The organism is Streptomyces sp. NRRL S-1022 (assembly GCF_000720135.1).
GTDB lineage: Bacteria > Actinomycetota > Actinomycetes > Streptomycetales > Streptomycetaceae > Streptomyces.
This window is the reverse complement of the sequence record NZ_JOIU01000005.1, coordinates 213,775-236,057: the sequence shown is the minus strand read 5'-3', so window position 1 is coordinate 236,057 and position 22,283 is coordinate 213,775. Positions and strand designations below refer to the sequence as shown.

The 22,283-nt window shown below is 73.5% G+C and carries 20 protein-coding genes; 14 read left to right on the top strand and 6 right to left on the bottom strand.

The window, feature by feature from the left end; all coding sequences use genetic code 11:
* Positions 1–2 precede the first annotated feature (2 nt).
* The 3 genes from IG05_RS0107160 to IG05_RS0107150 all read left to right on the top strand — a co-directional run bounded on the left by IG05_RS0107160 (position 3) and on the right by IG05_RS0107150 (position 2,751).
* A complete protein-coding gene (locus tag IG05_RS0107160; RefSeq protein WP_030340189.1) occupies positions 3–680 on the top strand; it encodes a uracil-DNA glycosylase in 678 nt (225 codons plus the stop codon).
* Positions 677–1,660 carry an N-acetylglucosamine kinase gene (locus tag IG05_RS0107155; RefSeq protein ID WP_030340187.1) on the top strand — a complete coding sequence of 328 codons (984 nt, stop codon included), beginning with the start codon at positions 677–679 and terminating at the stop codon, positions 1,658–1,660. The genes IG05_RS0107160 and IG05_RS0107155 overlap by 4 nt, the downstream gene beginning before the upstream one ends.
* A 164-nt stretch (positions 1,661–1,824) precedes the next feature.
* On the top strand, positions 1,825–2,751 hold the full coding sequence (locus tag IG05_RS0107150) for a sirohydrochlorin chelatase (RefSeq protein WP_107051301.1): 927 nt from the start codon (positions 1,825–1,827) through the stop codon (positions 2,749–2,751).
* Between the two features lie 163 nt (positions 2,752–2,914).
* On the opposite strand, the gene IG05_RS0107145 is transcribed toward IG05_RS0107150, so the two are convergent.
* Positions 2,915–3,952, bottom strand: a complete 1,038-nt coding sequence (locus IG05_RS0107145) for a lactonase family protein (RefSeq protein ID WP_030340185.1) — start codon at positions 3,950–3,952, stop codon at positions 2,915–2,917.
* Positions 3,953–4,206: 254 nt separating this feature from the next.
* The gene (locus IG05_RS0107140; RefSeq protein ID WP_030340184.1) at positions 4,207–5,697 is read right to left on the bottom strand and encodes an FUSC family protein; all 1,491 of its coding nucleotides are present in this window, start codon (positions 5,695–5,697) and stop codon (positions 4,207–4,209) included.
* 229 nt (positions 5,698–5,926) lie between these two features.
* On the opposite strand from IG05_RS0107140, the gene IG05_RS0107135 reads away from it, so the two are divergent.
* The 4 genes from IG05_RS0107135 (at position 5,927) to IG05_RS0107120 (ending at position 11,599) form a co-directional block, all read left to right on the top strand.
* On the top strand, positions 5,927–6,403 hold the full coding sequence (locus tag IG05_RS0107135) for an Lrp/AsnC family transcriptional regulator (RefSeq protein WP_030340183.1): 477 nt from the start codon (positions 5,927–5,929) through the stop codon (positions 6,401–6,403).
* 20 nt (positions 6,404–6,423) lie between these two features.
* Entirely contained in the window at positions 6,424–7,113 is a 690-nt protein-coding gene (locus IG05_RS0107130) for an HAD family hydrolase (protein ID WP_030340182.1), read from the top strand.
* A gap of 120 nt (positions 7,114–7,233) precedes the next feature.
* Positions 7,234–10,032 carry a beta-L-arabinofuranosidase domain-containing protein gene (locus tag IG05_RS0107125; RefSeq protein ID WP_030340181.1) on the top strand — a complete coding sequence of 933 codons (2,799 nt, stop codon included), beginning with the start codon at positions 7,234–7,236 and terminating at the stop codon, positions 10,030–10,032.
* 76 nt (positions 10,033–10,108) lie between these two features.
* Positions 10,109–11,599, top strand: a complete 1,491-nt coding sequence (locus IG05_RS0107120) for an MFS transporter (RefSeq protein ID WP_030340180.1) — start codon at positions 10,109–10,111, stop codon at positions 11,597–11,599.
* A 156-nt stretch (positions 11,600–11,755) separates the two neighbouring features.
* On the opposite strand, the gene IG05_RS0107115 is transcribed toward IG05_RS0107120, so the two are convergent.
* Positions 11,756–12,541 carry a LysR family substrate-binding domain-containing protein gene (locus IG05_RS0107115; RefSeq protein WP_030340178.1) on the bottom strand — a complete coding sequence of 262 codons (786 nt, stop codon included), beginning with the start codon at positions 12,539–12,541 and terminating at the stop codon, positions 11,756–11,758.
* A gap of 84 nt (positions 12,542–12,625) precedes the next feature.
* Here IG05_RS0107115 and IG05_RS0107110 point away from each other — a divergent pair, with 84 nt between their 5' ends.
* On the top strand, positions 12,626–13,027 hold the full coding sequence (locus tag IG05_RS0107110) for a DUF5997 family protein (RefSeq protein WP_030340176.1): 402 nt from the start codon (positions 12,626–12,628) through the stop codon (positions 13,025–13,027).
* 271 nt (positions 13,028–13,298) lie between these two features.
* Positions 13,299–14,126 (top strand): helix-turn-helix transcriptional regulator, encoded by an 828-nt coding sequence (locus IG05_RS0107105; RefSeq protein WP_037813168.1) that lies wholly within the window; start codon positions 13,299–13,301, stop codon positions 14,124–14,126.
* Between the two features lie 47 nt (positions 14,127–14,173).
* Here IG05_RS0107105 and IG05_RS0107100 read toward each other — a convergent pair whose 3' ends face one another.
* The gene (locus IG05_RS0107100; protein ID WP_030340173.1) at positions 14,174–14,596 is read right to left on the bottom strand and encodes a secondary thiamine-phosphate synthase enzyme YjbQ; all 423 of its coding nucleotides are present in this window, start codon (positions 14,594–14,596) and stop codon (positions 14,174–14,176) included.
* Positions 14,597–14,718: 122 nt separating this feature from the next.
* On the opposite strand from IG05_RS0107100, the gene IG05_RS50515 reads away from it, so the two are divergent.
* From IG05_RS50515 to IG05_RS0107080, 5 genes are all read left to right on the top strand, one after another.
* Positions 14,719–14,802, top strand: coding sequence for a putative leader peptide (locus IG05_RS50515; protein ID WP_313884353.1), 84 nt, complete (start codon positions 14,719–14,721; stop codon positions 14,800–14,802).
* 173 nt (positions 14,803–14,975) lie between these two features.
* The gene (locus tag IG05_RS0107095) at positions 14,976–15,878 is read left to right on the top strand and encodes an ABC transporter permease (RefSeq protein WP_030340171.1); all 903 of its coding nucleotides are present in this window, start codon (positions 14,976–14,978) and stop codon (positions 15,876–15,878) included.
* A complete protein-coding gene (locus tag IG05_RS0107090) occupies positions 15,851–16,588 on the top strand; it encodes an ABC transporter ATP-binding protein (RefSeq protein ID WP_030340169.1) in 738 nt (245 codons plus the stop codon). The genes IG05_RS0107095 and IG05_RS0107090 overlap by 28 nt, the downstream gene beginning before the upstream one ends.
* 31 nt (positions 16,589–16,619) lie before the next feature.
* Positions 16,620–17,627, top strand: a complete 1,008-nt coding sequence (locus tag IG05_RS0107085; RefSeq protein WP_030340167.1) for an ABC transporter substrate-binding protein — start codon at positions 16,620–16,622, stop codon at positions 17,625–17,627.
* Positions 17,628–18,364: 737 nt separating this feature from the next.
* Positions 18,365–19,441 carry an NAD(P)-binding domain-containing protein gene (locus tag IG05_RS0107080; RefSeq protein WP_030340165.1) on the top strand — a complete coding sequence of 359 codons (1,077 nt, stop codon included), beginning with the start codon at positions 18,365–18,367 and terminating at the stop codon, positions 19,439–19,441.
* Between the two features lie 13 nt (positions 19,442–19,454).
* On the opposite strand, the gene mltG is transcribed toward IG05_RS0107080, so the two are convergent.
* Positions 19,455–20,348 (bottom strand): endolytic transglycosylase MltG, encoded by an 894-nt coding sequence (gene mltG / locus IG05_RS0107075; protein ID WP_030340163.1) that lies wholly within the window; start codon positions 20,346–20,348, stop codon positions 19,455–19,457.
* 44 nt (positions 20,349–20,392) lie between these two features.
* Positions 20,393–22,195 (bottom strand): ABC transporter ATP-binding protein, encoded by a 1,803-nt coding sequence (locus IG05_RS0107070; RefSeq protein WP_030340162.1) that lies wholly within the window; start codon positions 22,193–22,195, stop codon positions 20,393–20,395.
* Positions 22,196–22,283 lie beyond the last annotated feature (88 nt).

Below are 22,283 nucleotides of genomic sequence, written 5' to 3'. Positions count from 1 at the left end.
CCGTGGCACCACGACCCTTGCATGAAATCGTCGAACCGGGCTGGGCGAAGGCCCTGGAACCCGTCGCCGGACGGATCGCCGAGATGGGCGACTTCCTGCGCGCGGAGATCGCCGCGGGACGCACCTACCTCCCGGCCGGGCCGAACGTCCTGCGGGCCTTCCAGCAACCCTTCGACGAGGTACGGGTCCTGATCGTCGGTCAGGACCCCTACCCGACCCCGGGGCACGCGGTGGGCCTGTCGTTCTCCGTGGCGCCCGAGGTACGCCCGCTGCCGCCCAGCCTGATCAACATCTTCCGCGAGCTGACCGCGGACCTGGGGCTGCCCCAGCCGTCCACCGGGGATCTCACTCCGTGGACGCAGCAGGGGGTGCTGCTGCTCAACAGGGCGCTCACCACCGCGCCGCGCAGCCCGGCGGCGCATCGCGGCAAGGGCTGGGAGGAGGTCACCGAGCAGGCGATCCGGGCGCTGGCGGCGCGGGGCAAGCCGCTCGTGTCCATCCTGTGGGGCCGGGACGCCCGCAATCTGCGTCCGCTGCTGGGCCGGCTTCCGGCGGTGGAGTCCGCGCACCCCTCGCCCATGTCGGCCGACCGCGGTTTCTTCGGCTCGCGGCCGTTCAGCCGGGCCAACGACCTGCTGATCCAGCAGGGCGGGCAGCCGGTGGACTGGCGTCTGCCGTGACCGCCGCCGGGTATCTCGCCGTGGACTCCGGCGGTTCCGGCCTCCGGGTCGCCGTCGGCGTCCCGGGGCGGGAGCCCCCGGCACGGCGCGAGACCCGGGAACCGGTCCGCACGGGCGCCCGGGGCATCGACCCCGCCCACCTGATGGACCAGCTCGTGCCGGTGGCCCGCGCCCTGGCCGCCGAGGCGGGCGTGGGCGAGCTGGGTACGGCCGCCGTCGGTGCCGCGGGGTTCGCCAGCCTGGGCGACGCCCTGCGCGCCGAACTGCCGGGCGCGCTCGCCCGGGAGCTGGGCGTGCGGGCCGTGGCGCTGGCCGCCGACGCCGTCACCGCGTACGCCGGCGCCCTCGGCCCGCGTCCGGGTGCCGTCCTCGCCGCGGGCACCGGACTGATCGCGCTGGGCACGGACCTGACGGGCTGGCGGCGGGCCGACGGCTGGGGGCACCTGCTGGGCGACTGCGGCAGCGGAGCCTGGATCGGGCGGGCCGGTCTGGAGGCGGCGCTGCGCGCCCACGACGGCCGCGACGGCGGCTCGGCACCCCTGCTGGCCTGCGCCGAGGAGCAGTTCGGCCCCGTGCGCGGGCTGCCCGGCCTGCTGTACCCGCGGACCGACCGGGCCGCCGTACTCGCCTCGTTCGCGCCCCGGGTGGCCGGGTGCGCCGCGCGGGATCCGGTCGCCGCGGACATCCTGTGCACCGCGGCCCGGCACCTGGCCGACTCCGCCGCCGCCGTGTGCCCGGCGGACGGTTCTCCCGAAGTGGCGTTCACCGGTGGACTGTTCAAGATGGGCGACCCGCTCCTCGTACCGCTGGGCGAGGAGCTGGCGCGCAGGCTGCCGCACGCCCGGCAGGTGCCGGCCGAGGGCGATCCGCTGCACGGTTCGGTGCGCATCGCGACGGACCTGGCGGCGGGCCGGCTGACCCTGCCGGCTGATCCGGTGCTGCTGTGCGTGCGCCGCGCCCCGGGTGACGGCGCAGGGTGACCGGTTCCGCAACCGGCTTCCGTCCCGGTCTCCGCCGATGCGTCCGGTAAGTGCCCGATGCCTGTGCCGACCACGCGTAACTCATCAGACAAAACCGGACGGATACCGCTCACCTGCACCCTCCCCGAACGGCGGAGGGCGGTAAGCCAGTAACATTCGGCGCCATGAGCTCCCCCACTGGACCCGTGTCCGGCCTGCCCGTACGAATGCCGCGACCCCGCCAGCCCGGACGGCACCGCCGCCCGGAACCGCTGGTGGCTCCCGAGGGCGCGCCCGCGCTCGTCCTCGCGGTGCCCGGTGTGCCCAGCACCATCACGCGCAGCCTCGCCGAGGAGGTCGTGAGCATCGCCCGCTCCGAGCTGCCCGGCCTCGACGCCCGGATCGGTTACCTGGACGGGGACGACGCCGAGTTCCCCACGCTGCGTTCCGTGCTGGCGCGGGCCGCCGAGGAGCGCGCCGCGCGGTACGAGCAGGCCGTCGCCGCCGGGGTGGAGGGGATCAAGGAGCCCGACGGCCCGGTCGCCGTCGTCGTCCCGCTGCTGGCCGGCCCGGACAGCGCGCTGCTGCGGCAGATCCGCCAGTCCGTGATGGACAGCCGGGTCGCCGCCGAGCTGACCGACGTCCTCGGCCCGCACCCGCTGCTCGCCGAGGCGCTGCACGTGCGGCTGTCCGAGGCGGGCCTGGCCCGCGCCGACCGCGCCCGGCTGTTCACCGTGGCCACGGCCGCGGACGGCATCATCCTCGCCTCGGTGGGCGGCGAGGAGGCCGTGCAGGCGGCCGGCATCACCGGCATGCTGCTCGCCGCGCGCCTGGCCGTGCCGGTGATGTCGGCGGCCCTGGACCAGGAGGGTTCCATCGCCTCCGTGGCCGAGCAGCTGCGTTCCTCGGGTTCGCAGCAGCTGGCCCTGGCGCCGTACCTGATCGGCCCGGAGATCGAGCCGGCGCTGCTGGCCGCGGCGGCCGAGGAGGCGGGCTGTTCCACCTCCGAGGCGCTCGGCGCGTACCCGGCGATCGGCAAGCTCACCCTCGCCAAGTACACGACGGCGCTGGGCATCGCCCCGCAGCAGCCGCAGGGCACCCCCGTCCGCTGACGCCCCGGCGCCCGGCATCCGGCATTCGTACGACACAGGGCCCGCTCCCGTCCCGGAGCGGGCCCTTCGCCTTACCCGGGGCCCGTACGCCGGCCGGGGCCCGTACGCCGGCCGGGGCCCGTACGCCGGCCGGGGCCCGTACGCCGGCCGGGGCCGGGGAAGTTCAGCCGAGGACGACGCAGGAGGCCGCGGCGACCCGTACGGAGCCGTCGTAGCGCGGGATGCCCGTCACGTCGTCGACGGCGAACCAGGTGACGTCGCCGGAGCGTTCGTTGGCCGCGTACAGGAAGCCGTTGTGCCCGGCCAGCGCGCGCGGCCAGTGTCCGCCGCAGGGCACGGTCCCGATCAGCCGGAGGCCGTCCTCCTGGACGCGCAGGACCGACAGGACGTCCTCGCCGCGGGTCGCGGTCCACACGAAGCGGCCGTCGGGCGAGACGACGATCCCCGAGGGGTAGGCGTCGCCGGCGGGCGCACCGGGCAGCACGGGGATCTCGGTGAGGGGCTTCAGGGAGCCGCCGGCGGCGTCCCAGCGGCAGACGGTGACCGTGGGGGTCAGCTCGTTGACCACGTAGGCGTGCTCGCCGCCGGGGTGGAAGGCCAGGTGGCGGGGGCCGGAGCCGGGACGCAGGGCGAACTCGCGGTGCACGGCGGGGGTGCCGTCCGCGAGGGTGCACACCCGCACCGAGTCCGTCCCCAGATCGACGCTGACCGCCCACCGGCCGCTGGGGTCGGGCTGCACCTGGTGGGCGTGCGGGCCGCGCTGGCGCCGGTCGTGCGGTCCGGAGCCGGTGTGCTGGAGCCGTCCGGAGGGCGCGCCGGCGAGGGCGCCGTCCGGGCGCAGCGGGACGGCGGTGACGCTGCCGCAGCCGTAGTTGGCGGTCAGCACGTGCCCGGCGTACAGGCCGAGGTGGGTGGGGCTGCTGCCGTTCACCGGCACGGGTGCGCCGAGGGGTTCCGGCCGGTCACCGGTGACGCGGTAGGCGGCGACAGCGCCCTCGGCGGTCTCGCTGACCGCGTACAGCGTGCGTCCGTCCGGGGAGAGGGCCAGGTAGGAGGGGTCGGGCAGGTCCTGCACGGCGGACACGAGGGTGAGGGCGCCGGTGTCCCGGGCGACCTCCGCGGTCACCAGTCCGGGGCCGCCCGCCGCCGTGAACGATCCGATGAACGCCCGGCGCCTGCCCGCCCTGCCGTCCTGTGCCACCGCTGTCCCCTCTCGGTCGAACCCGCGAAGCCGCTCCGGGGCCGACGGTAGCAGCCGGTCAGCATCGGTCTAGACCAAATGGGTGACGGTTCGGTACAGAACCTCACGACGGCTTGGCGCGAGGGTGAGAGGCGAGAGGGCGAGAGGGGCCTCCGCGGGGCAGGCCGTGGGGCAGCAGGGCGAAGAGCAGACCGTGGGAAGGGCGCGGCGGCGGTGGGGCTCCCGTGGGTGGGGTCCCCCGCCGCCGCGTCCGGTCAGGCGTCGGCCAGGCGGGAGCCGGACGGCGTCCGCAGCGGCTCGGCGAGTTCGGCGAGGGCCCGCTCCAGGCCGTGCAGGTGGGCGAGGGCGCCTTCGGCGGGGGGTTCGGCGGCGTGGCGCAGGGTGTCGGTGCGGCCCGCGGTGAGGGCCTCGACGGCGGTCTCCACCCGCCAGCAGGCGGCAGCGAGGCGGGCGTCGTGGGAGGCCTCGGGGTCGGCGGCGACCGCGACCAGGCCCCGGATCTCGCGGGCGCAGTCGTCGAGCAGCTCCAGCACCCGGCGGGCCCGCGCCTTGCGGGCCGGCATCGGGTTCAGCGGGTGCACCAGCGGGGCCACCGACAGCCGGACCCGGCCCAGCAGCTGCTCCAGTTCGGCCACGCGCGGCGCGGGGTCTGCGGTGGCGGAGCCGGCCAGACGGGCGGCGGCCTCGGCCGTGCAGGCGTGCACGCAGCGCAGGGCCCGCTGGATCCAGGCGTCGGTGGTGGCGTGCGTGGTGACCGGCAGCACGAACAGCACGGCGAGGGCGGCGCCGAGCGCGCCGACACCGGTCTCGGCGAGCCGCAGCGCGAGCAGCCCGGGGCCGAGGACGCCGAGGAGGCCGTAGAGCAGCTCGGCGAGCAGGGTCACGCAGAGCATCATCCAGGTGTAGGAGACGGCGGCCGTGTAGAAGATGCCGAAGACGGCGGCGGCGACGAGGACGGCCGTCGGGACGGGTGCGCCGTGCACGGGGACGGCGACGAGGAGGCCCAGGCCGATGCCGATCACCGTACCGAGGACCCGGCGGAAGCCGCGGACCAGCGTCTCGCCGCGCGAGGCCGTGTTGACGAAGATCCACCAGGTGGCGCCGACGGCCCAGTACCAGCGCTGTCCCGACACCAGCTGCCCCACGACGAGCGCGAACCCGGCGCCCGCGGTCGCCTGGACGGCCTGCCGGGTGGTGACCCGGGCCAGCCCGGTCCCGGCGGGCGGGGCGGCTACGGCGGCCGGGGGCAGCCGGCGCTCGTAGCACCACACGCCGAACCGCACCGCGGCCGCGGTCAGCACGGAGAGCAGGACGGCGGCGTACAGCTCGGGCAGCTGCCCCGGCGTGGCGTGCAGGAACTGGGCCACGAAGAAGGTCATGAAGGCGAACACGCCGAGGCTGTGCCCGCGCGGGCCCCACCGGCGGGCGTAGACGCCGGCGCCGACGACGGCCAGGAAGGCGAGGTCGCGGGCCACGGGCAGGTCGTGCAGCTCGGCCGCGGCGGCCAGCACCGGCAGGCCCACGGCGGGCAGCAGGGCGGTGGTGACCGCCTGCCCGCGCACGGTCGGGTCGGCGACGGTGAACAGGGCGAGCAGCGCGGCGAGGCCGCCGGTGACCGCGCCGGCGAGGGAGTGTCCGGCGAGTCCGCAGACCACGACCGCGAGGCCGATGCCGAGGACGGCGCGCGCGGCGAAACGCAATCGCGCCCGTCCCGGGTCCGGAGCCACGAACACCCTCTTCAGCACTGCTGCCCTCCCCTGGGTACACCGCACAGAAAAGGCGCCGCGGGGATCCGCAGCGCCATCGACACGCCCATGAGAGCATCACCGGGGTCACTGGCTCAAGTCTGGCCCGAATCACTGGTCCATTGGCCCAGCAACGGCCGCACACGCACGCCCACCGGAATGCCAACGGACCAGGTCGGGCGGCACAGGGGACTCCGGGGACGCTGAGCCATTGGTACAGTCGTCCCTCATGGCCGTGGACGAACTCGACACCCGCATCCTGCGGCTGCTCCTGGAGCAGCCGCGCACCAGCGTGCGCGAGTACGCCCGCATCCTCGGCGTCGCCCGCGGCACGCTCCAGGCCCGGCTGGACCGCATGGAGCGGGACGCCGTGATCACCGGCACCGGCCCCTCCCTCTCCCCCGCCGCGCTGGGCCATCCGGTGCTGGCGTTCGTGCACATCGAGGTCACGCAGGGCCATCTGGACGACGTGGGGGACGCGCTGGCCGCCGTACCGGAGATCGTGGAGGCGTTCTCGATCACCGGGGGCGGGGATCTGCTGGCGCGGGTGGTGGGCCGGGACAACGCGCATCTGGAGGACGTGATCCAGAAGCTGATCAGCCTCCCGGGTGTGGTGCGCACCCGCACCGAGGTGGCGCTGCGCGAGCGCGTCCCGTACCGGCTGCTGCCCCTGGTGGAGTCGGTCGGCCGGGCGGCCCGCGGCTGACCCTTGGCATGCTGGACACCATGAGCGATCTTGGCGCCCTCTCGGTCCTCTTCGATCTCGACGGCACGCTGGTGGACAGCGAGCCGAACTACTACGAGGCGAGCAGGCGGACCCTGGCCGAGCACGGCGTCCCCGGCTTCAGCTGGACGGACCACGAGAGCTACGTCGGCATCAGCACCCGGGAGACGGCGGCGCTGTGGCGGGAACGCTACGGCCTGCGGGCCCCGGCGGCCGAGCTGCTGGCCGCGACGAACCGCCGTTATCTGGACCTGGCCCGCAGGCACACACGTGTGTACCCGCAGATGCGGGCGTTCGTGGAGCTGCTGGCGGCCGCGGACGTGCCGATGGCGGTGGCCTCGGGCTCCTCCCCGGACGCCATCGAGGTGATCCTGTCGGGCACCGGCCTGGCCGCCCACCTGCGCACGGTCGTCTCGGCCGACGAGGTCCCGCGCGGCAAGCCCGCTCCCGACATCTTCCTGGAGGCGGCCCGCCGGCTCGGCGCGGACCCGGCCGACTGCGTGGTCCTGGAGGACGCGGCGCCCGGAGCGGCCGCCGCCCACGCGGCCGGCATGCGCTGCATCGCCATCCCTTACGTCCCGGCCCAGGCGGACGCCCCCGGGTTCGCCACCGCGTCCCTGCTGCTGCGGGGTGGGCAGGCCGAGTTCACGGCGGAGTCGGCGTACGCGTGGCTGCGGGAGACGGCCCGCTGAACACCTCTCCTACTCGTCGGTACCGTTGACGCTCCCCCACGCCTTCTCTATCTTCTGGGCGACTTACCGAACATTGTTCGATATAGCGAACACTTCGAGCGCACCGGAAACGAGGAGCACATGGCCCCGCCCCTGTCGCGACGCACCCTCCTCCAGGCGACCGCACTCACCACCATGGCAACCGGTCTGAGCGTCTCCGCCACCGGTGGGCCCGCCGCCGCGGCGACCGGTCCGACCGCAGCGCTGCGGCCGTTCGCGCTGGGGGAGGTGACCCTCGGCCGGGGCGTGTTCGCCGACAAGCGCGCCCTGATGCTCGACCACGCCCGCGGCTACGACGTGAACCGGCTGCTCCAGGTCTTCCGGGCCAACGCGGGCCTGGACCCGGGCGGCGCGATCGCGCCCGGCGGATGGGAAGGCCTGGACGGGGAGGCCAACGGGAACCTGCGCGGGCACTACACCGGGCACTTCCTCACCATGCTGGCGCAGGCGTACGCGAGCACCGGCGAGGAGGTGTTCGGCGACCGGCTCCGGACCATGACCGGTGCGCTCACCGAGGTACGGGAGGCGCTGCGCCGGGACCCGGTCGTACTGTCCGCCGAGGGGCCCTTCGGGCCGGCCGTCGAGCAGGTGCGCGGCTCCTACCGGTACATCGACCTGCCCGCCGATGTGCTCGGCGGCGCCACCGCGGTGACGCTGTCCGCCTGGGTACGGCCCGGGCACGACGCGAACTGGGCCCGGGTCCTGGACTTCGGCACCGGCACCACCCGGTACCTCTACCTCGCCGTGCGCAACGCCGCCGGGGTGCCGAGGTTCGCCGTCACCACCTCGGGAGCCGGCGGCGAGCAGGCGCTGAACGGGACGGCCCCGCTGCCGCCGGACCGGTGGAGCCACCTGGCCGTGACGCTCGGCGGCGGCACCGGCACCCTCTACGTCGACGGCACCGCCGTGGCCCGCGACACCGCCATGACGCTCACCCCGGCCGACCTGGGCGCCCTGGCCGACCACTGGCTGGGCCGCTCGCACTACCCGGGTGACCCGGTGTTCGCGGGCGGTCTCGCGGAGTTCCAGGTCTGGTCGCGGGTCCTGAGCGCCACGGAGATCGCCGAACTCCAGCACGCCCGCGCGGCCGACACCTCCGCCGGCGCCGGCGACCTGGCGTCGTACCGGCTCGACGAGACGTCCGGCTCCCGCTTCGCCGGCTCCTCAGGGCGCGGCACGGCCGCCGCGCTGCGCCGCACCTGGGGCGGACCCAGCCACCCCGGGTTCCTCGCGGCCTACCCGGAGACGCAGTTCATCCAGCTGGAGTCGATGACCGGCAGCGACTACACCAAGGTCTGGGCGCCGTACTACACCGCGCACAAGATCCTGCGCGGGCTCCTGGACACCCACCTCGCCACCGGGGACGCGCGGGCGCTGGACCTCGCCTCGGGGATGGGCGACTGGATGTACGCGCGGCTGTCCCGGCTGCCCGCGGCCACCCTGCAGCGCATGTGGGGGATCTTCTCCAGCGGCGAGTACGGCGGGATCGTCGAGGCGGTCTGCGATCTGCACGACCGCAGCGGCAGGCCCGAGCACCTCGCGCTGGCCCGGCTCTTCGACCTGGACCGGCTGATCGACGCGTGCGCCGCGGACACCGACGTGCTCGACGGACTGCACGCCAACCAGCACATCCCGATCTTCACGGGCCTGGTCCGGCTGTACGACGCCACCGGCGAGCAGCGCTACCTGACGGCCGCCGAGAACTTCTGGCGGATGGTCGTACCGCACCGCATGTACGGCATCGGCGGCACCGGCACCGGCGAGTTCTGGAAGGCGCGGGACGTCGTCGCCGGGACGATCGGCGCGACGACCGCGGAGACCTGCTGCGCGTACAACATGCTCAAACTGAGCCGGGCACTGTTCCTGCACGAGCCCGACCCAGCCTACATGGACTACTACGAACGCGCCCTGTACAACCAGGTGCTCGGCAGCAAACAGGACCGGCCGGACGCGGAGAAGCCGCTGGTCACCTACTTCATCGGGCTCACACCCGGGCACGTCCGGGACTACACGCCCAAGCAGGGCACGACCTGCTGCGAGGGCACCGGCATGGAGAGCGCCACGAAGTACCAGGACTCGGTGTACTTCGCCGCGGCCGACGGCAGCGCGCTGTACGTGAACCTCTACAGCCCCTCCACCCTCACCTGGGCGGAGCACGGCGTGACGGTCACCCAGCGCACCGCCTTCCCCGCGGAGCAGGGGAGCACGCTCACCGTCGGTGGGGGCCGCGCCTCCTTCGCGCTGCGGCTGCGGGTGCCCGGGTGGGCGACCGCGGGGTTCCGGGTGACGGTCAACGGGCGCCCGGTGCAGGGCACCCCGGTACCCGGCAGCTACTTCGCCGTCTCGCGGACCTGGCGGGCCGGGGACACCGTCCGGGTGAGCATGCCGTTCCGGCTGCGGGCCGAGCCGACGCCCGACGACCCGTCCCTGCAGGCGCTGTTCTACGGCCCGGTCGGTCTGGCTGGCCGCAGCTCCGCCACCACCCACCTGGAGGCCGGCCTGTACGGCAACGCGGCGCTGTCCGGCGACCTGCTGCCGTCCCTGGCCCCGGTCCCCGGCTCCCCGCTGCACTTCACCCTGGACGGCACGGAGTTCGCCCCCTTCCTGGAAGGCACCGAGGACCCGACCCACGCGTACGTCCGCCGCAGCGAACCCCGGGTGGTGTTCGGCGGCCTCGACTCCGGGGTCGCCAATCCCGTGCGTCCCGACGGGACCACGCTGCTCGACGCGGTGTGGGCGCAGGCACCCTTCCGGAGCAAGGGGGCGCTGGTGACCCACGTCGGGAAGGTCGTCGACACCTGGGTGGCCCAAGGGCGGCTGGCGCGTGCGGCAGGCGACGCCGTGGTGCGTACGGCCCGCAAGGCGTCCTACGCGGCCTGAGCGCTGGGGGTGACGGACCGGGCCGCACGCGGTGCTTCCCCGTGCGCACCGGGCCGCGACTGCATAGCGTGACCTCATGACTACAGTCACGGCACCGTCCGTACCCGACGAGCGGCGGTGGAAGGCGCTCGGGGTCTGTCTGGCGGCGGGCTTCATCTCGCTCCTCGACACCTCGATCGTGAACGTGGCGCTGCCCTCGCTGGAGCGCGGGCTGGGCGCCTCGGAGGCCACCCAGTCCTGGGTGGTCTCCGGGTACGCCCTCACGTTCGGGCTCGCGCTGGTCCCGGCGGGCCGGCTGGGCGACATGCGGGGCCGGCGCCAGGCCTTCCTCATCGGACTCGCCCTGTTCACGGTGGCCTCGCTGGCGTGCGGGCTCGCGTCCGGTCCCGCCTGGCTGGTGGTGTTCCGGCTGATCCAGGGCACGGCGGCGGGCATCGTCGCGCCGCAGACCTCCGGGCTGATCCAGCAGATGTTCCGGGGCTCCGAACGGGCCAAGGCGTTCGGTGTGCTCGGCACGGTCATCGGGGTGTCGACGGCGACGGGTCCGCTGGCGGGCGGCCTGCTGATCGACGCCGTCGGTACCGACGACGGCTGGCGCTGGGTGTTCTTCGTCAACCTGCCGATCGGGGTGGCCGCCTTCGCGGCGGGGCTCCGGCTGCTGCCCCGCTACCCGGCGGCCGGCAAGCGCGAGGAGTTCGACCTGTTCGGGGTGCTGCTCCTCGGCTCGGGCGTGCTCGCGCTCATGCTGCCCCTGGTGCAGGAGCAGCAGTGGACCGGCCGGGAGAAGTGGGTGCTGCTGCCGGTGGCCCTGGTGCTGCTGGGCGGATTCTGGGCGTGGGAGAAACGGCAGGGGCATCGCGGGCGCGCTCCGCTGGTGGACCCGGACCTGTTCTCCTTGCGCTCCTTCACGCTCGGCTCGCTGATCAGCCTCACCTACTTCGCCGGCTTCACCACGGTGTTCTTCCTCTACGCCCTGTACCTGCAGAACGGCGTGGGATACAGCGCGCTGGCCTCCGGTCTCACGGTCCTGCCCTTCGCGGCGGCCTCGGCGGTCGGAGCCGCCGCCGGGGGCCGGCTGGTGGTGCGCTTCGGCCGCAAGCTGGTCGTCATCGGGCTCGCCGGGGTGGCCCTGGGGCTGCTCGGGGTGATGGTGGCGGTGGCGCTGGTGCCCGGGCAGAACCTGGGCTGGGCGTCGGCGCTGCCACTGCTCGTCGGCGGCATCGGCTCGGGTCTGACGGTGTCGCCGAACACCACCCTCACCCTGACCCGGGTCCCGGTGCACCGTGCGGGCGCGGCCGGAGGCGTGCTCCAGACGGGTCAGCGGGTCGGCTCGGCGGCCGGGATCGCGGTGGTGGGCTCGGTGTACTTCGCCCACCTCGCCAACCACGGCCGCACCGACACGGCGATGCAGCTCGGGCTGCTCTCCGCCGTGGGCATCATCGTGGTCGCCCTCGTGCTGGCCGTCGCCGATCTGCGGGAACGGCACGTGCGGCCCGAACCCGTCGGGGAGCCGGTCGGGCGGGGCCCGGGAGAGGGCGGCGCAGAGGCGGTGCAGCCCGGCACCTGAGAAGCCGGGAGCAGCCGGGAGCAGCCGGGCTCACGACCTCCGGCGCCGGCCTGCGGGCTCACGAGCTGCGGCGCCGGTCCTGCGGGGGCCGGGCTCACGACCTCCGGCGCCGGTCCGCGGGCTCACGAGCTGCGGCGCCGGTCTTGGGGGCCGGGCTCACGACTTGCGGCGCGGCTTGCCCCGCTTGGCCGGCTTGCCGCCGCCGGTGCGGGTGCGTGCGGTGCGGGCCGCCGGCTTCCCGGACGACCTGGCCGGGGTCTTCCCGCCCGCTGACTGCCGGCTGCCGCCCTGGTCGGAGCGCTTGCGCTCGGCGTCGGCGGGTTTCTCCGCCGTACGGCCCCTGGTGCTGTTGACCGTGCGTCCGCGGACGATGCCGATGAAGTCCTCCACCAGGTCGGTGGTGGCCTCCTCCGGCCACGACAGGGCGACACTCGACTGGGGGGCGTCGACGACCGGGCGGTAGGTGAGGTCCCGGCGGTGGTACAGGCGGGCCAGGGACTGCGGGACGACCAGGAGGCCCACGTTCGCCGCCACCAGCTCCACGGCGTCCGCGGTGGTGGCGGGCCGCTCGGAGGCCGGTTCGCCCGGCGGTGCGTCCCAGTCGAAGACGTCGTCCAGGGGGTGGAAGAGCACCTCGTCGGCGAGATCGGCCAGGGAGACCTCGTCCGCGGCCGTGATCAGGTGGTCCTTCGGGACGACGACCACCGAGGTCTCGGTGTACAGCGGGATCGCGCTGAAGAACGTACGGTCGACCGGCAGCCGGACGAGGCCCGCGTCCGCCTCGCCCGCGCGCAGCACCCCGGGCGCCTCCGCGGCCGGGACCTGGACGAGGGTGAGCGGGATGCCCGGCAGGCGCTCGTTCCAGGTCTTCACCCACTTGGCGGGCGTCACCCCGGGAACGTACGCGAGCCGGAACGACGGTGCAGCCTCCGAGCCTGTCATCAGGCCAGATTACCGGCCCCGGGCGGCGGCCCCGGTCACCGGCCGTGGTCGGGCCTCCCGCGCACGGCCGATACCCTTGACGTCATGAAGTCGCAGCAGAGCACCCAGACGATGAAGCCCGCTACCGCGGCGAAGAAGCTGGGTGTGTACCTCCCCGCCACCCCCGCCTCCTTCCAGGAGGGTGTGGTCACGCGCGCCGAGCTGAACGAGCTGCAGTCCGACCCGCCGGAGTGGCTGCGCGAGCTGCGGCGCACCGGTCCGCACCCGCGTCCGGTGGTGGCGGCCAAGCTGGGCGTGTCCATCGCGGGCCTCGCCCGGGGCGGGGTCACCGAGGCGCTGACCACCGAGCAGATCGAGGCGCTCAAGCAGGAGCGGCCCGAGTGGCTGGAGAAGGAGCGCGCCACCCAGGCGGAGGTCCGCAAGGAGGCCGCGCGCCTGAAGCAGCTGAAGCAGGAGCCGAAGGAGAGCGGCGCCGAGCGCGGCTGACCCTTTCCCGCCCGCCCCGACGCCCTCCGGCTCCGCCCGGGGGGCGTCGTCGGCTGCCGGGCGGATCCGCCGGACAGGGGGCGGGCATGCGGAGGGGCGACACCGGACGGGCCGCCGCTCCCCCGTGCCGGCGGCCCGTCGGACGCGATGCGTCCGGGCAGGCCGGTGTCGCCGGGTTGAAGTATGCGCCGGACGGGGACCGCGAGGGTATGCGTACAAGTACGTACGCCGACGGGGAGGACGAGTACGCGAGTCGACCGGAGAGGAACCCGTGCGGCTGGAGAAGGCCTACGAGCGCATGATGGCCGTCGCCGTGGCGGCCCTGCACGAACGGGAACCGGAGCGGCTGTGGCCGCTGCTGGCCGGCACGCTGGCCGAGGTGTGCGGCGGTGAGACGGTCATCCACAAGCTGGACGACTGGAGCGAGCGCAGCGGCACGATCGGCACGGTGCCCGACGGAGCCGCCGCGGAGCTGGCCCGGCTCGGGGACGCCGACCTCGGCCTGCTACGCGCGGGCTATCCCTTCGCCGGTCATTACGGGCCCGGCACCGACCGGACGCCGGTCACCGCGCGCCGGGCGGCGGGCCGTACCTGGCCGGACAGCCCGACGGCGCGCCTGCTCCGCGAGGTCCTGGACGCCGACCACGTGCTGGGCGTACCGCTCCCGGGGAGCGCGACGCCGATCACCGGCTGCCTGGTGTACCGGTCCGGTACGGACTTCACGGACGACGAACTGGTCACGGCCGAGCGCGTCCAGCCGCTGCTGGCGGCGGTCGAGCGGCAGCGGCGGCTGCTGGAGGAGTGGCAGCGGGCGCTCGGCGCGTCGTCCGTCCCGTGCGGCGCGCCACAGGAGCGGGCGGCGGACTGCGCGCTGACGCCGCGGGAGACCGCCGTCCTGGTGCTGCTCACCGACGCGCTCACCGCCGACGCCATCGGCCGACGCCTCGGCATCTCGGTCCGCACGGTGCACAAGCACGTCGAGAACATCTACCGCAAGCTGGGCACCCGCGACCGCGTCGGCACGGTACTGCGCGCCCAGCGCCTCGGCCTGGTGCCGTCGCCCGCCCCGGCACCGGCCGCCTGGGCCCGGCGCCCCTGACCCGGCGGCCCCTGACCCGGCGCCGACGTGCCGTGCACGTGGCGCGCTCAGCCGAGGAAGCTCAGCCGAACCCGGCGGTCGGGGTTGTCCTTGTTGGTGTCCACCAGGCACACCGACTGCCAGGTGCCCAGTTCCAGGCGGCCGCCGATCACCGGGAGGGTCGCGTGCGGCGGGACGATGGCGGGCAGGACGTGGTCGCGGCCGTGGCCGGGGCTGCCGTGCCGGTGCTGCCAGCGGTCGTCGGCGGGGAGGAGTGTGTGCAGGGCCGCGAGCAGGTCGTCGTCGCTGCCCGCGCCCGTCTCGATGACGGCGATCCCGGCGGTGGCGTGCGGGACGAAGAGGTTGAGCAGACCGTCGCGGCCGGCCGCCGCCTCCCGCAGGAACTCCTCGCAGTCGGCGGTGAGATCGACGACGCGCTCCCGGCTACCGGTGGAGATGTGCAGCATGCGTGTGGTGAAGGCATCGGACATGCCCCCATCCTGACCCATACGCCGGTTCTCACACCCCACGGCGCCCTCGATTTCCGAGACGAGCGGTCCATTGGGCGAGACACCGTTGACCAGTGCGCTTCCGGCTGGCTACGTTCTGCCGCATGTTGCGTTCAGCCCTGCTCACCACGCGCGGTCACATCGACCTGCTGCGGGTGGCCTCCGCCGCGTGTCGCCGCGGCCGCTGACGCCCTTCTCCCTTCCTGCTCTCCCTCTTCTCCCTTCCCGTTCTCCCTTCCCGCGCGGGCTCCGTCGGCCTGTCGCTACGCCACGCCCAGGGCTTCCCCTTGAACCGGGCATGACATAGAGGCACGCGGGACCGCGATCCCCCACTCCCGGCTCTCCTCCCCGTGGAGCACCCATGAGCATCAGTCACGCCCCACCACCCCCTTCCCCCGAACCGGATATTTCCGGCATATCCAAGCAGGATCCGGGGGCACCACCGCCCGGACACCCCTCCCCCGGCCTCCAGCCCGTCGTCCCCGCCTCCACCCGGCGCGCCCGGGTCCCCCGCTGGCTGCGCCGCACCACCGGCCCGCTCCTGCTGCTGGCCCTGTGGCAACTCCTGAGCGGCACCGGTCTGCTGCCGGCCGACGTGCTCGCCTCACCGGGCCGGATCGCTAGGGTCGGCTGGGAGCTGATCGGTGACGGCTCCCTGCCGTCGGCCATGGGCACCTCGCTGCGACGGGTCGCGCTCGGGCTGCTGCTCGGCACCGTGACCGGGACCGGACTCGCCCTGCTCTCCGGGCTGTTCCGGGTCGGCGAGGACCTGGTGGACGCGCCGGTGCAGATGCTGCGGACGGTGCCGTTCGTCGGCCTCATCCCGCTGTTCATCATCTGGTTCGGGATCGGCGAGACCCCGAAGATCGCCATCATCACCCTCGGCGTGACCTTCCCGCTCTACCTGAACGTCTACGCCGGCATCCGCGGGGTGGACGCCCAGCTCGTCGAGGCGGGCGAGTCGTTGGGCCTGTCCCGGTGGGGGCTGGTACGGCACGTGGTGCTGCCGGGCGCCCTGCCCGGTGCGTTGACCGGGCTGCGCTACTCGCTCGGCATCTCCTGGCTGGCACTGGTCTTCGCCGAACAGGTCAACGCCGACTCCGGCATCGGCTTCCTGATGGTGCAGGCGCGGGACTTCCTGCGGACCGACGTGATCGTGGTCTGCCTGATCGTCTACGCCTTCCTCGGCCTGCTCGCCGACTTCATCGTCCGCTCCCTCGAAAGGCTGCTGCTGCAATGGCGACCGACCTTCACGGGCCGCTGACCGGACACGCGGTCCACGTCGAGGGGCTGACGCGCTCCTTCGACGGCCGCGCGGTCATCGACGACCTCCGACTCGACATCGCGCCCGGCGAGTTCGTCGCCCTGCTCGGGCGCAGCGGCTGCGGAAAGTCGACCCTGCTGCGCATCCTGGCCGGCCTGGACCGGGACATCGAGGGCACGGCGCTGGTCCCGCGCCGTCGCGCCGTCGCCTTCCAGGCGCCCCGGCTCATGCCGTGGAAGAAGGTGTGGCGCAATGTGCTCCTCGGACTGCCGGGCCGGCCCGAACGGCCCCTGGCCGAGCGGGCGCTGGACGAGGTCGGCCTCGGTCACCGCGTCGACGCCTGGCCGAAGACCCTGTCCGGCGGGGAGGCCCAGCGCGCCTCCCTCGCCCGCGCGCTGGTCCGCGAGCCCGATCTGCTCCTGCTCGACGAGCCGTTCGGCGCCCTCGACGCACTGACCCGCATCAAGGCCCAGCGGCTGGTCGGGGAGTTGTGGCAGCGCCGGGGCTGCGCGGTGCTGCTGGTCACGCACGACGTGGAGGAGGCGGTGCTGCTCGCCGACCGGGTCCTGGTGATGGACGGCGGCCGGATCGCCCATGAGCAGCGCGTCGACCTGGACCGGCCGCGCGAGATCACCGACCCCCGGTTCGCCGCCCTCCGCGCCCGGCTGCTCGAACGGCTCGGCGTCGACACCGCCGCCGCGGCCGCCTGAACGCCCTCCCCCGCACACGAACGGAACCGCCATGCGACGACGACTCGCCCCCGCCGTACTGCTCCTCGCCCTCGCTCTCCTGGCCACCGCCTGCGGCGGGACCTCGTCCGCCGGCACCGGTACCGACGGTTCGGGATCCGTCACCCTCGACGTCGGAGACCAGAAGGGGGGATCGGAGGCCATCCTGCGCGCCGCCGGGGAACTGGAGAATCTGCACTACAAAATCAAGTGGTCGACCTTCACCTCCGGGCCGCCACTGCTGGAGGCCGTGAACGCCCAGGCCGTCGACATCGGCGGTGTCGGCAACACCCCGCCCGTCTTCGCGGCCGGCGCCGGTTCCAGAATCACCGTGGTGGCCGCCTGGCACGGCACCTCCAGGGGCGACACCATCCTCGTACCCAACGGCTCCCGGCTGACCAGGCCACAGCAGCTCAAGGGCAGGTCCGTCGCCGTCGCACAGGGCTCCTCCGCGCACTACCAGCTGGTCGCCTCGCTCAAGGCGGCCGGGCTGAGCCTGTCCGACGTCAAGGTCAAGTACCTCCAGCCGGCCGACGCGCTCGCCGCCTTCACCTCCGGCAAGGTCGACGCGTGGGCGGTCTGGGACCCGTACACCTCGCAGATCCTCCAGTCGAAGCAGGGCCGGGTGCTCACCACCGGTGACGGCCTCACCAACGGCCTCACCTTCCAGGTCGCCGCTCCGGCCGCGCTGAAGGACCCCGAGAAGGCCGCCGCCGTCAAGGATTACCTGGCACGGCTGCGGCGGGCCACGGCCTGGGTGCACGACCACCAGGAGGAGTGGGCCAAGGTGTGGTCGAAGGACACCGGGCTGCCCTACGAGGTGGCACTGGCCTCCGTGCAGCGGACGAACTCCACCCGGATCGCGGTCGCCGTCGACAAGCCGCTGATCGCCTCCGAGCAGCAGATCGCGGACGCCTTCACGGAGTTGAAGCTCATTCCGGAGAAGGTGGACTTCGCCGACTTCGTGGACCGGCGCTACAACGGCGGTCTGCCGCCGTCGACGACCCCGGCCGAGGACTGATGCAGGTCCCGTGGCAGCTGACCGGCTCCACGCTTGAGCCGTTCAGCCCCACCAAGGATCACCCCTGCAAGGATCAGGGGTAGGGGAATCCCCGTGGCAGGTGCCCACCGGATCGTGTACCGCACCGTCGACATCGAGGGCAGCGCCATCTTCGGGTGGTGTCCTGGCTGCACGGCACGGAGGCGTACCGAGGGGAGGTGGCCTCGGTGAACGACGAGCCCCCCGACCGGGCCACGGCGTTGCTGTTCGCCTCGACCGGCCGAGCAGTGTCCGCTCCGTACTGCCTCGGCCTGGGAACGGGCCCCGGGATCCATCCGTACGGGAACCCGGAGGCGACCACCAGGCGTCGGAGATCGCGGCCGCACTGCCGGAAACCTCGAAGGAACGGTTCACTGAGGCGTTCCTCCGGGAAGTGCGCACTCCCACGGAACTTTCCGCGACGGAAACTGCAGGTGATGGACACCACTTGTGACTGGCGGCTGGCGTTGCCGGGGAGTCGGACCCCCGCCTCCGAAGCTGCTGCCTGCTCCACACCGTCCCCACCGGCTGCACTGCTCGGTCCAGCGGATCGGGCTCCCGGTTCGTACGCCGGATCCGCACGCCGACCTCGCGGCTCCGAAGCTGTCTGCCGTATCCCCGCTCGCTCTCACCCGTCGCCGCTGCGGTGGTCACGGAGTGACGCAACCTGCGGCTGAGCGGCCGGGAAGAGCCGCGCCCGGGCCGCTGTTGCTTGAGGCGTGAACGAAGTACACGAGGTCGAGGTCGTCGTGATCGGCGCCGGCCAGGCCGGTCTGGCCGCCGCCTACCACCTGCGGCGCACCGGTTTCGAACCGGGCCGCGATGCCGTGGTCCTCGACCACGCCCCCGGTCCGGGCGGCGCCTGGCAGTTCCGGTGGCCTTCGCTGACGTTCGGCAAGGTGCACGGGATGCACGCGTTGCCCGGCCTGGAACTGACCGGTGCCGACCCGGCACGGCCCTCGGCCGAGGTCGTCGGTGCGTACTTCGACCGGTACGAGCGCACCTTCGACCTGCGGGTACGGCGGCCCGTGGACGTGCGTGCGGTGCGCGAGGGCACCGGAGGGCGACTGGTCGTGGAAACCTCGGCCGGCACCTGGTCGACGCGCGCGCTGATCAACGCGACCGGCACCTGGGACCGGCCGTTCTGGCCGCGTTACCCCGGCCAGGAGACCTTCCGCGGACGGCAGTTGCACACCGCGCAGTACACCGGCCCCGAGGAGTTCACCGGGCAACGGGTGGTGGTCGTGGGCGGTGGCGCCTCGGGCACGCAGCATCTGCTGGAGCTGGCTCCGTACGCCGCCGCGACCACCTGGGTCACCCGGCGGCCCCCGGTCTTCCGGGAGGGGCCGTTCGACCAGGAGGCGGGCCGTGCGGCCGTGGCGCTGGTGGAGGACCGGGTGCGTCAGGGCCTGCCGCCGCGCAGTGTGGTCTCGGTCACCGGGCTGCCGCTGAACGACGCGATCCGGCAGGGTCTCGCGGACGGGGTGCTGGACCGGCAGCCGATGTTCGACCGGATCACCCCGGACGGCCCCCAGTGGCGGGACGGCCGTCGCGTCACTGCCGACGTGATCCTTTGGGCGACCGGGTTCCGGGCCGCGCTCGACCATCTCGCCCCGCTGCGCTTGCGCGAGCCGGGCGGCGGTATCCGGGTGGAGGGCACCCGCGCGGTCGCCGATCCGCGGATCCACCTGGTCGGGTACGGTCCCTCCGCCAGTACCATCGGCGCCAACCGGGCCGGGCGCATGGCGGTCCGGGACATCCGGCGGCTGCTGGCGCAGGAGTCGGCCGCCGCCTGAGGCCGCTCCCGTTTCAGCTGCCCGACGGCTCCGGGGCCGGGGAGCCCAGCGGGCTGCTGCTGGGGGGCGGGACCGCCGCCGTGCCCTGGTGGAGGGCGTTGAACTCGGCCACGTTGCGCAGGTGCTCGTCGTAGTCCGCGGTGAAACGCATGTCCCCGGGCTTGACCGTGACGAAGTACAGCCAGTCGCCCGGCGTCGGGTTGAGCGCGGCGCGCATCGCGTCCTCGCCGGGGTTGTCGATCGGCGTCGGCGGCAGCCCCATGTGCTGGTGGGAGTTGTAGGGGCTCTCGGTCCCGGTGTCGCTCTGGCCGGTGCGGGCGGTGTCGCGGTTCAGCGCGTAGTGGAGGGTCGAGTCCATCTGCAGCGGCATTCCGCTGTTCAGCCGGTTGAGGATGACCCGGGCGACCTTGCCCATGTCCGCCTTCGTCGAGGCCTCGGCCTGGACGATGCTGGCGATGGTGACGGCCTGGTGGACGTTCATCGCGTTGCGCTGGGCCCCGGCCGCGACGGGTGCGCCGTTGAACCTCTTGTCCGCCGTGTCGACCATGAGCTGCAGCAGGGACGCGGGGGTCGCCCCTTTCCGGACCGGATACGCCGCCGGGAAGAGATACCCTTCCGGGTTGCCCGCGGCCTCGTTCGGCAGTTTCAGGGGGGCCTTGTCCAGGGACTTGCGGGTGCTGCCCGGGGGCAGCCCGAGTGCCTTGTCGACCGCGTCGTAGACCTGGCCGGCGCGCCAGCCCTCCGGGATGACCAGCGTGGCCGCCTTGTCCGGTTCACCGCCGGCCGCCAGCGTCAGCAGCGGCACCGCCACCGCGGTCCCGGCCACGACGGCGCCGCTCACGAGGAGGCCGAGTCTGCCCCGGCGTGTCAGTCGGATCGTGCTCCGTGGCGGAGTGTTCGTCTGCATGCGGGCACGGTAATACGTATATCACCCCAAACCCGGCATTATGTTCAGTTTGTCGGTTGCAGTTGAGCGTCCCGGCGCACCAGGGCCGCGTACCGCCCGTCCCGCTCCAGGAGCTCCTCGTGTGTGCCTCGTTCGGCCACCCGTCCGGAGTCCAGCACCACGATCTGGTCGGCGCCGCGGACCGTGGACAGGCGATGGGCGATGGTGATCGTCGTGCGGTCGGCGGACAGCGCGTCGATCGCGTCCTGGACGGCGGCTTCGGTACGGGTGTCGAGCGCACTGGTCGCCTCGTCCAGGATGAGGACCGGCGGATCGCGCAGGATGGTGCGGGCTATCGCCAGGCGCTGCTTCTCGCCGCCGGAGAAACGGTGGCCGCGTTCGCCCACGACCGTGTCGTAGCCGTCGGGCAGGGCGGCTATGTGGTCGTGGATCTGCGCCGCCTCGGCCGCCGCGCGAAGCTCCTCGTCGGTGGCGTCCGGCTTGGCGAAGCGCAGGTTCTCCGCGACGGAGGCATGGAAGAGGTACGTCTCCTGCGAGACGACGCCGACCGCGCGGGCGAGGGTGTCGAAGTCCAGGTCGCGGACGTCCACGCCGTCCAGGGTGACGCGGCCGCCGGTGACGTCGTACAGCCGGGGCACCAGGTAGCCGAGCGTGGACTTGCCGGCGCCGGTCGGGCCGACGACGGCGAGGCTGCCGCCGGCCGGCACGGTGACGTCGACGCCGTCGAGAACGGGGCCGCCCTTGTCGTCGTACCGGAACTCCACGTCCTCGAAGCGGACCTCACCCTTGATGTGGTCGAGGCGGACCGGCCGCTCGCGCTCGGTGATGTCGATCGGCAGGTCCAGGTACTCGAAGATGCGCTGGAAGAGCGCCAGGGAGGTCTGTATCTGGACGCCGGTGGCGAGCAGGCTCACGGCCGGGCGGAACAGGCCCTGCTGGAGCGAGACGAAGGCGACGATGGTGCCGAGGGAGACCTCGGGGCCGCCGAAGGACAGAGCGAGTCCGGCCGTCCAGTAGATGACGGCGGGCATCGCCGCCATGACGATCGTGATCACGGCCATGCGCCAGCGCCCGGCCATGCTGGATCTCACCTCCAGGTCGACCAGGCGCTCGGACTCCTCCGCGAAGGACGCGGTCAGCGAGTCGGAGCGGCCCATGGTGCGGCCGAGCAGGATGCCGCTGACCGAGAGGGACTCGGTGACCGTGGCCGCCATCGCGGCCATCTGTTTCTGCCGCTGGGTCGTGATCTTCTTGCGCTCGTTGCCGACGCGGCGGCTGATCCACACGAACACCGGCAGCAGGAGCAGCGAGACGATCGTCAGCCGCCAGTCCAGGGCGATCATCGCGACGACGGTGGCGACCACGCTGGTGGCGTTGGACACCAGGGAGGTGGCGGTGGAGGTGACGGTGGCCTGCATGCCGCCGATGTCGTTGGCGATGCGGGACTGCACCTCGCCGGTGCGGGTCCGGGTGAAGAAGGCGAGCGACATGCGCTGGAGGCGGCCGTAGACCGCGGTGCGCAGGTCGTGCATGACCCGCTGGCCGACGGTGGTCGAGATCAGCGTCTGGAGCACGCCGAAGACACTGGACAGGACGGCGCTCAGGATCATGCCGAGCGCGAGCAGGCTCAGCAGGCCGGTGCGGCCCTGCGGGATCGCGACGTCGAGCGTCTCCTTCAGCAGGAACGGCGTGGCCACCGAGACCAGCGACGAGGCGCCGACGAGCAGGCCGACGACGGCGAGCCGCCCGCGGTAGGGACGGAAGAGCCGCAGGATGCGGCGCACCTGCCGGGGCTGTTCGCCGGCGCCGGCAGGTGGGGTCCAGGAGGGTTCACGGTCGGGGTGCATGGGCTCCTACGGGAGGACGGGCGCCGGTCAGGGGTGGGCCGACGATGACGGAACGGATCGTAGCTCATTGTTACCTATACTCACAATG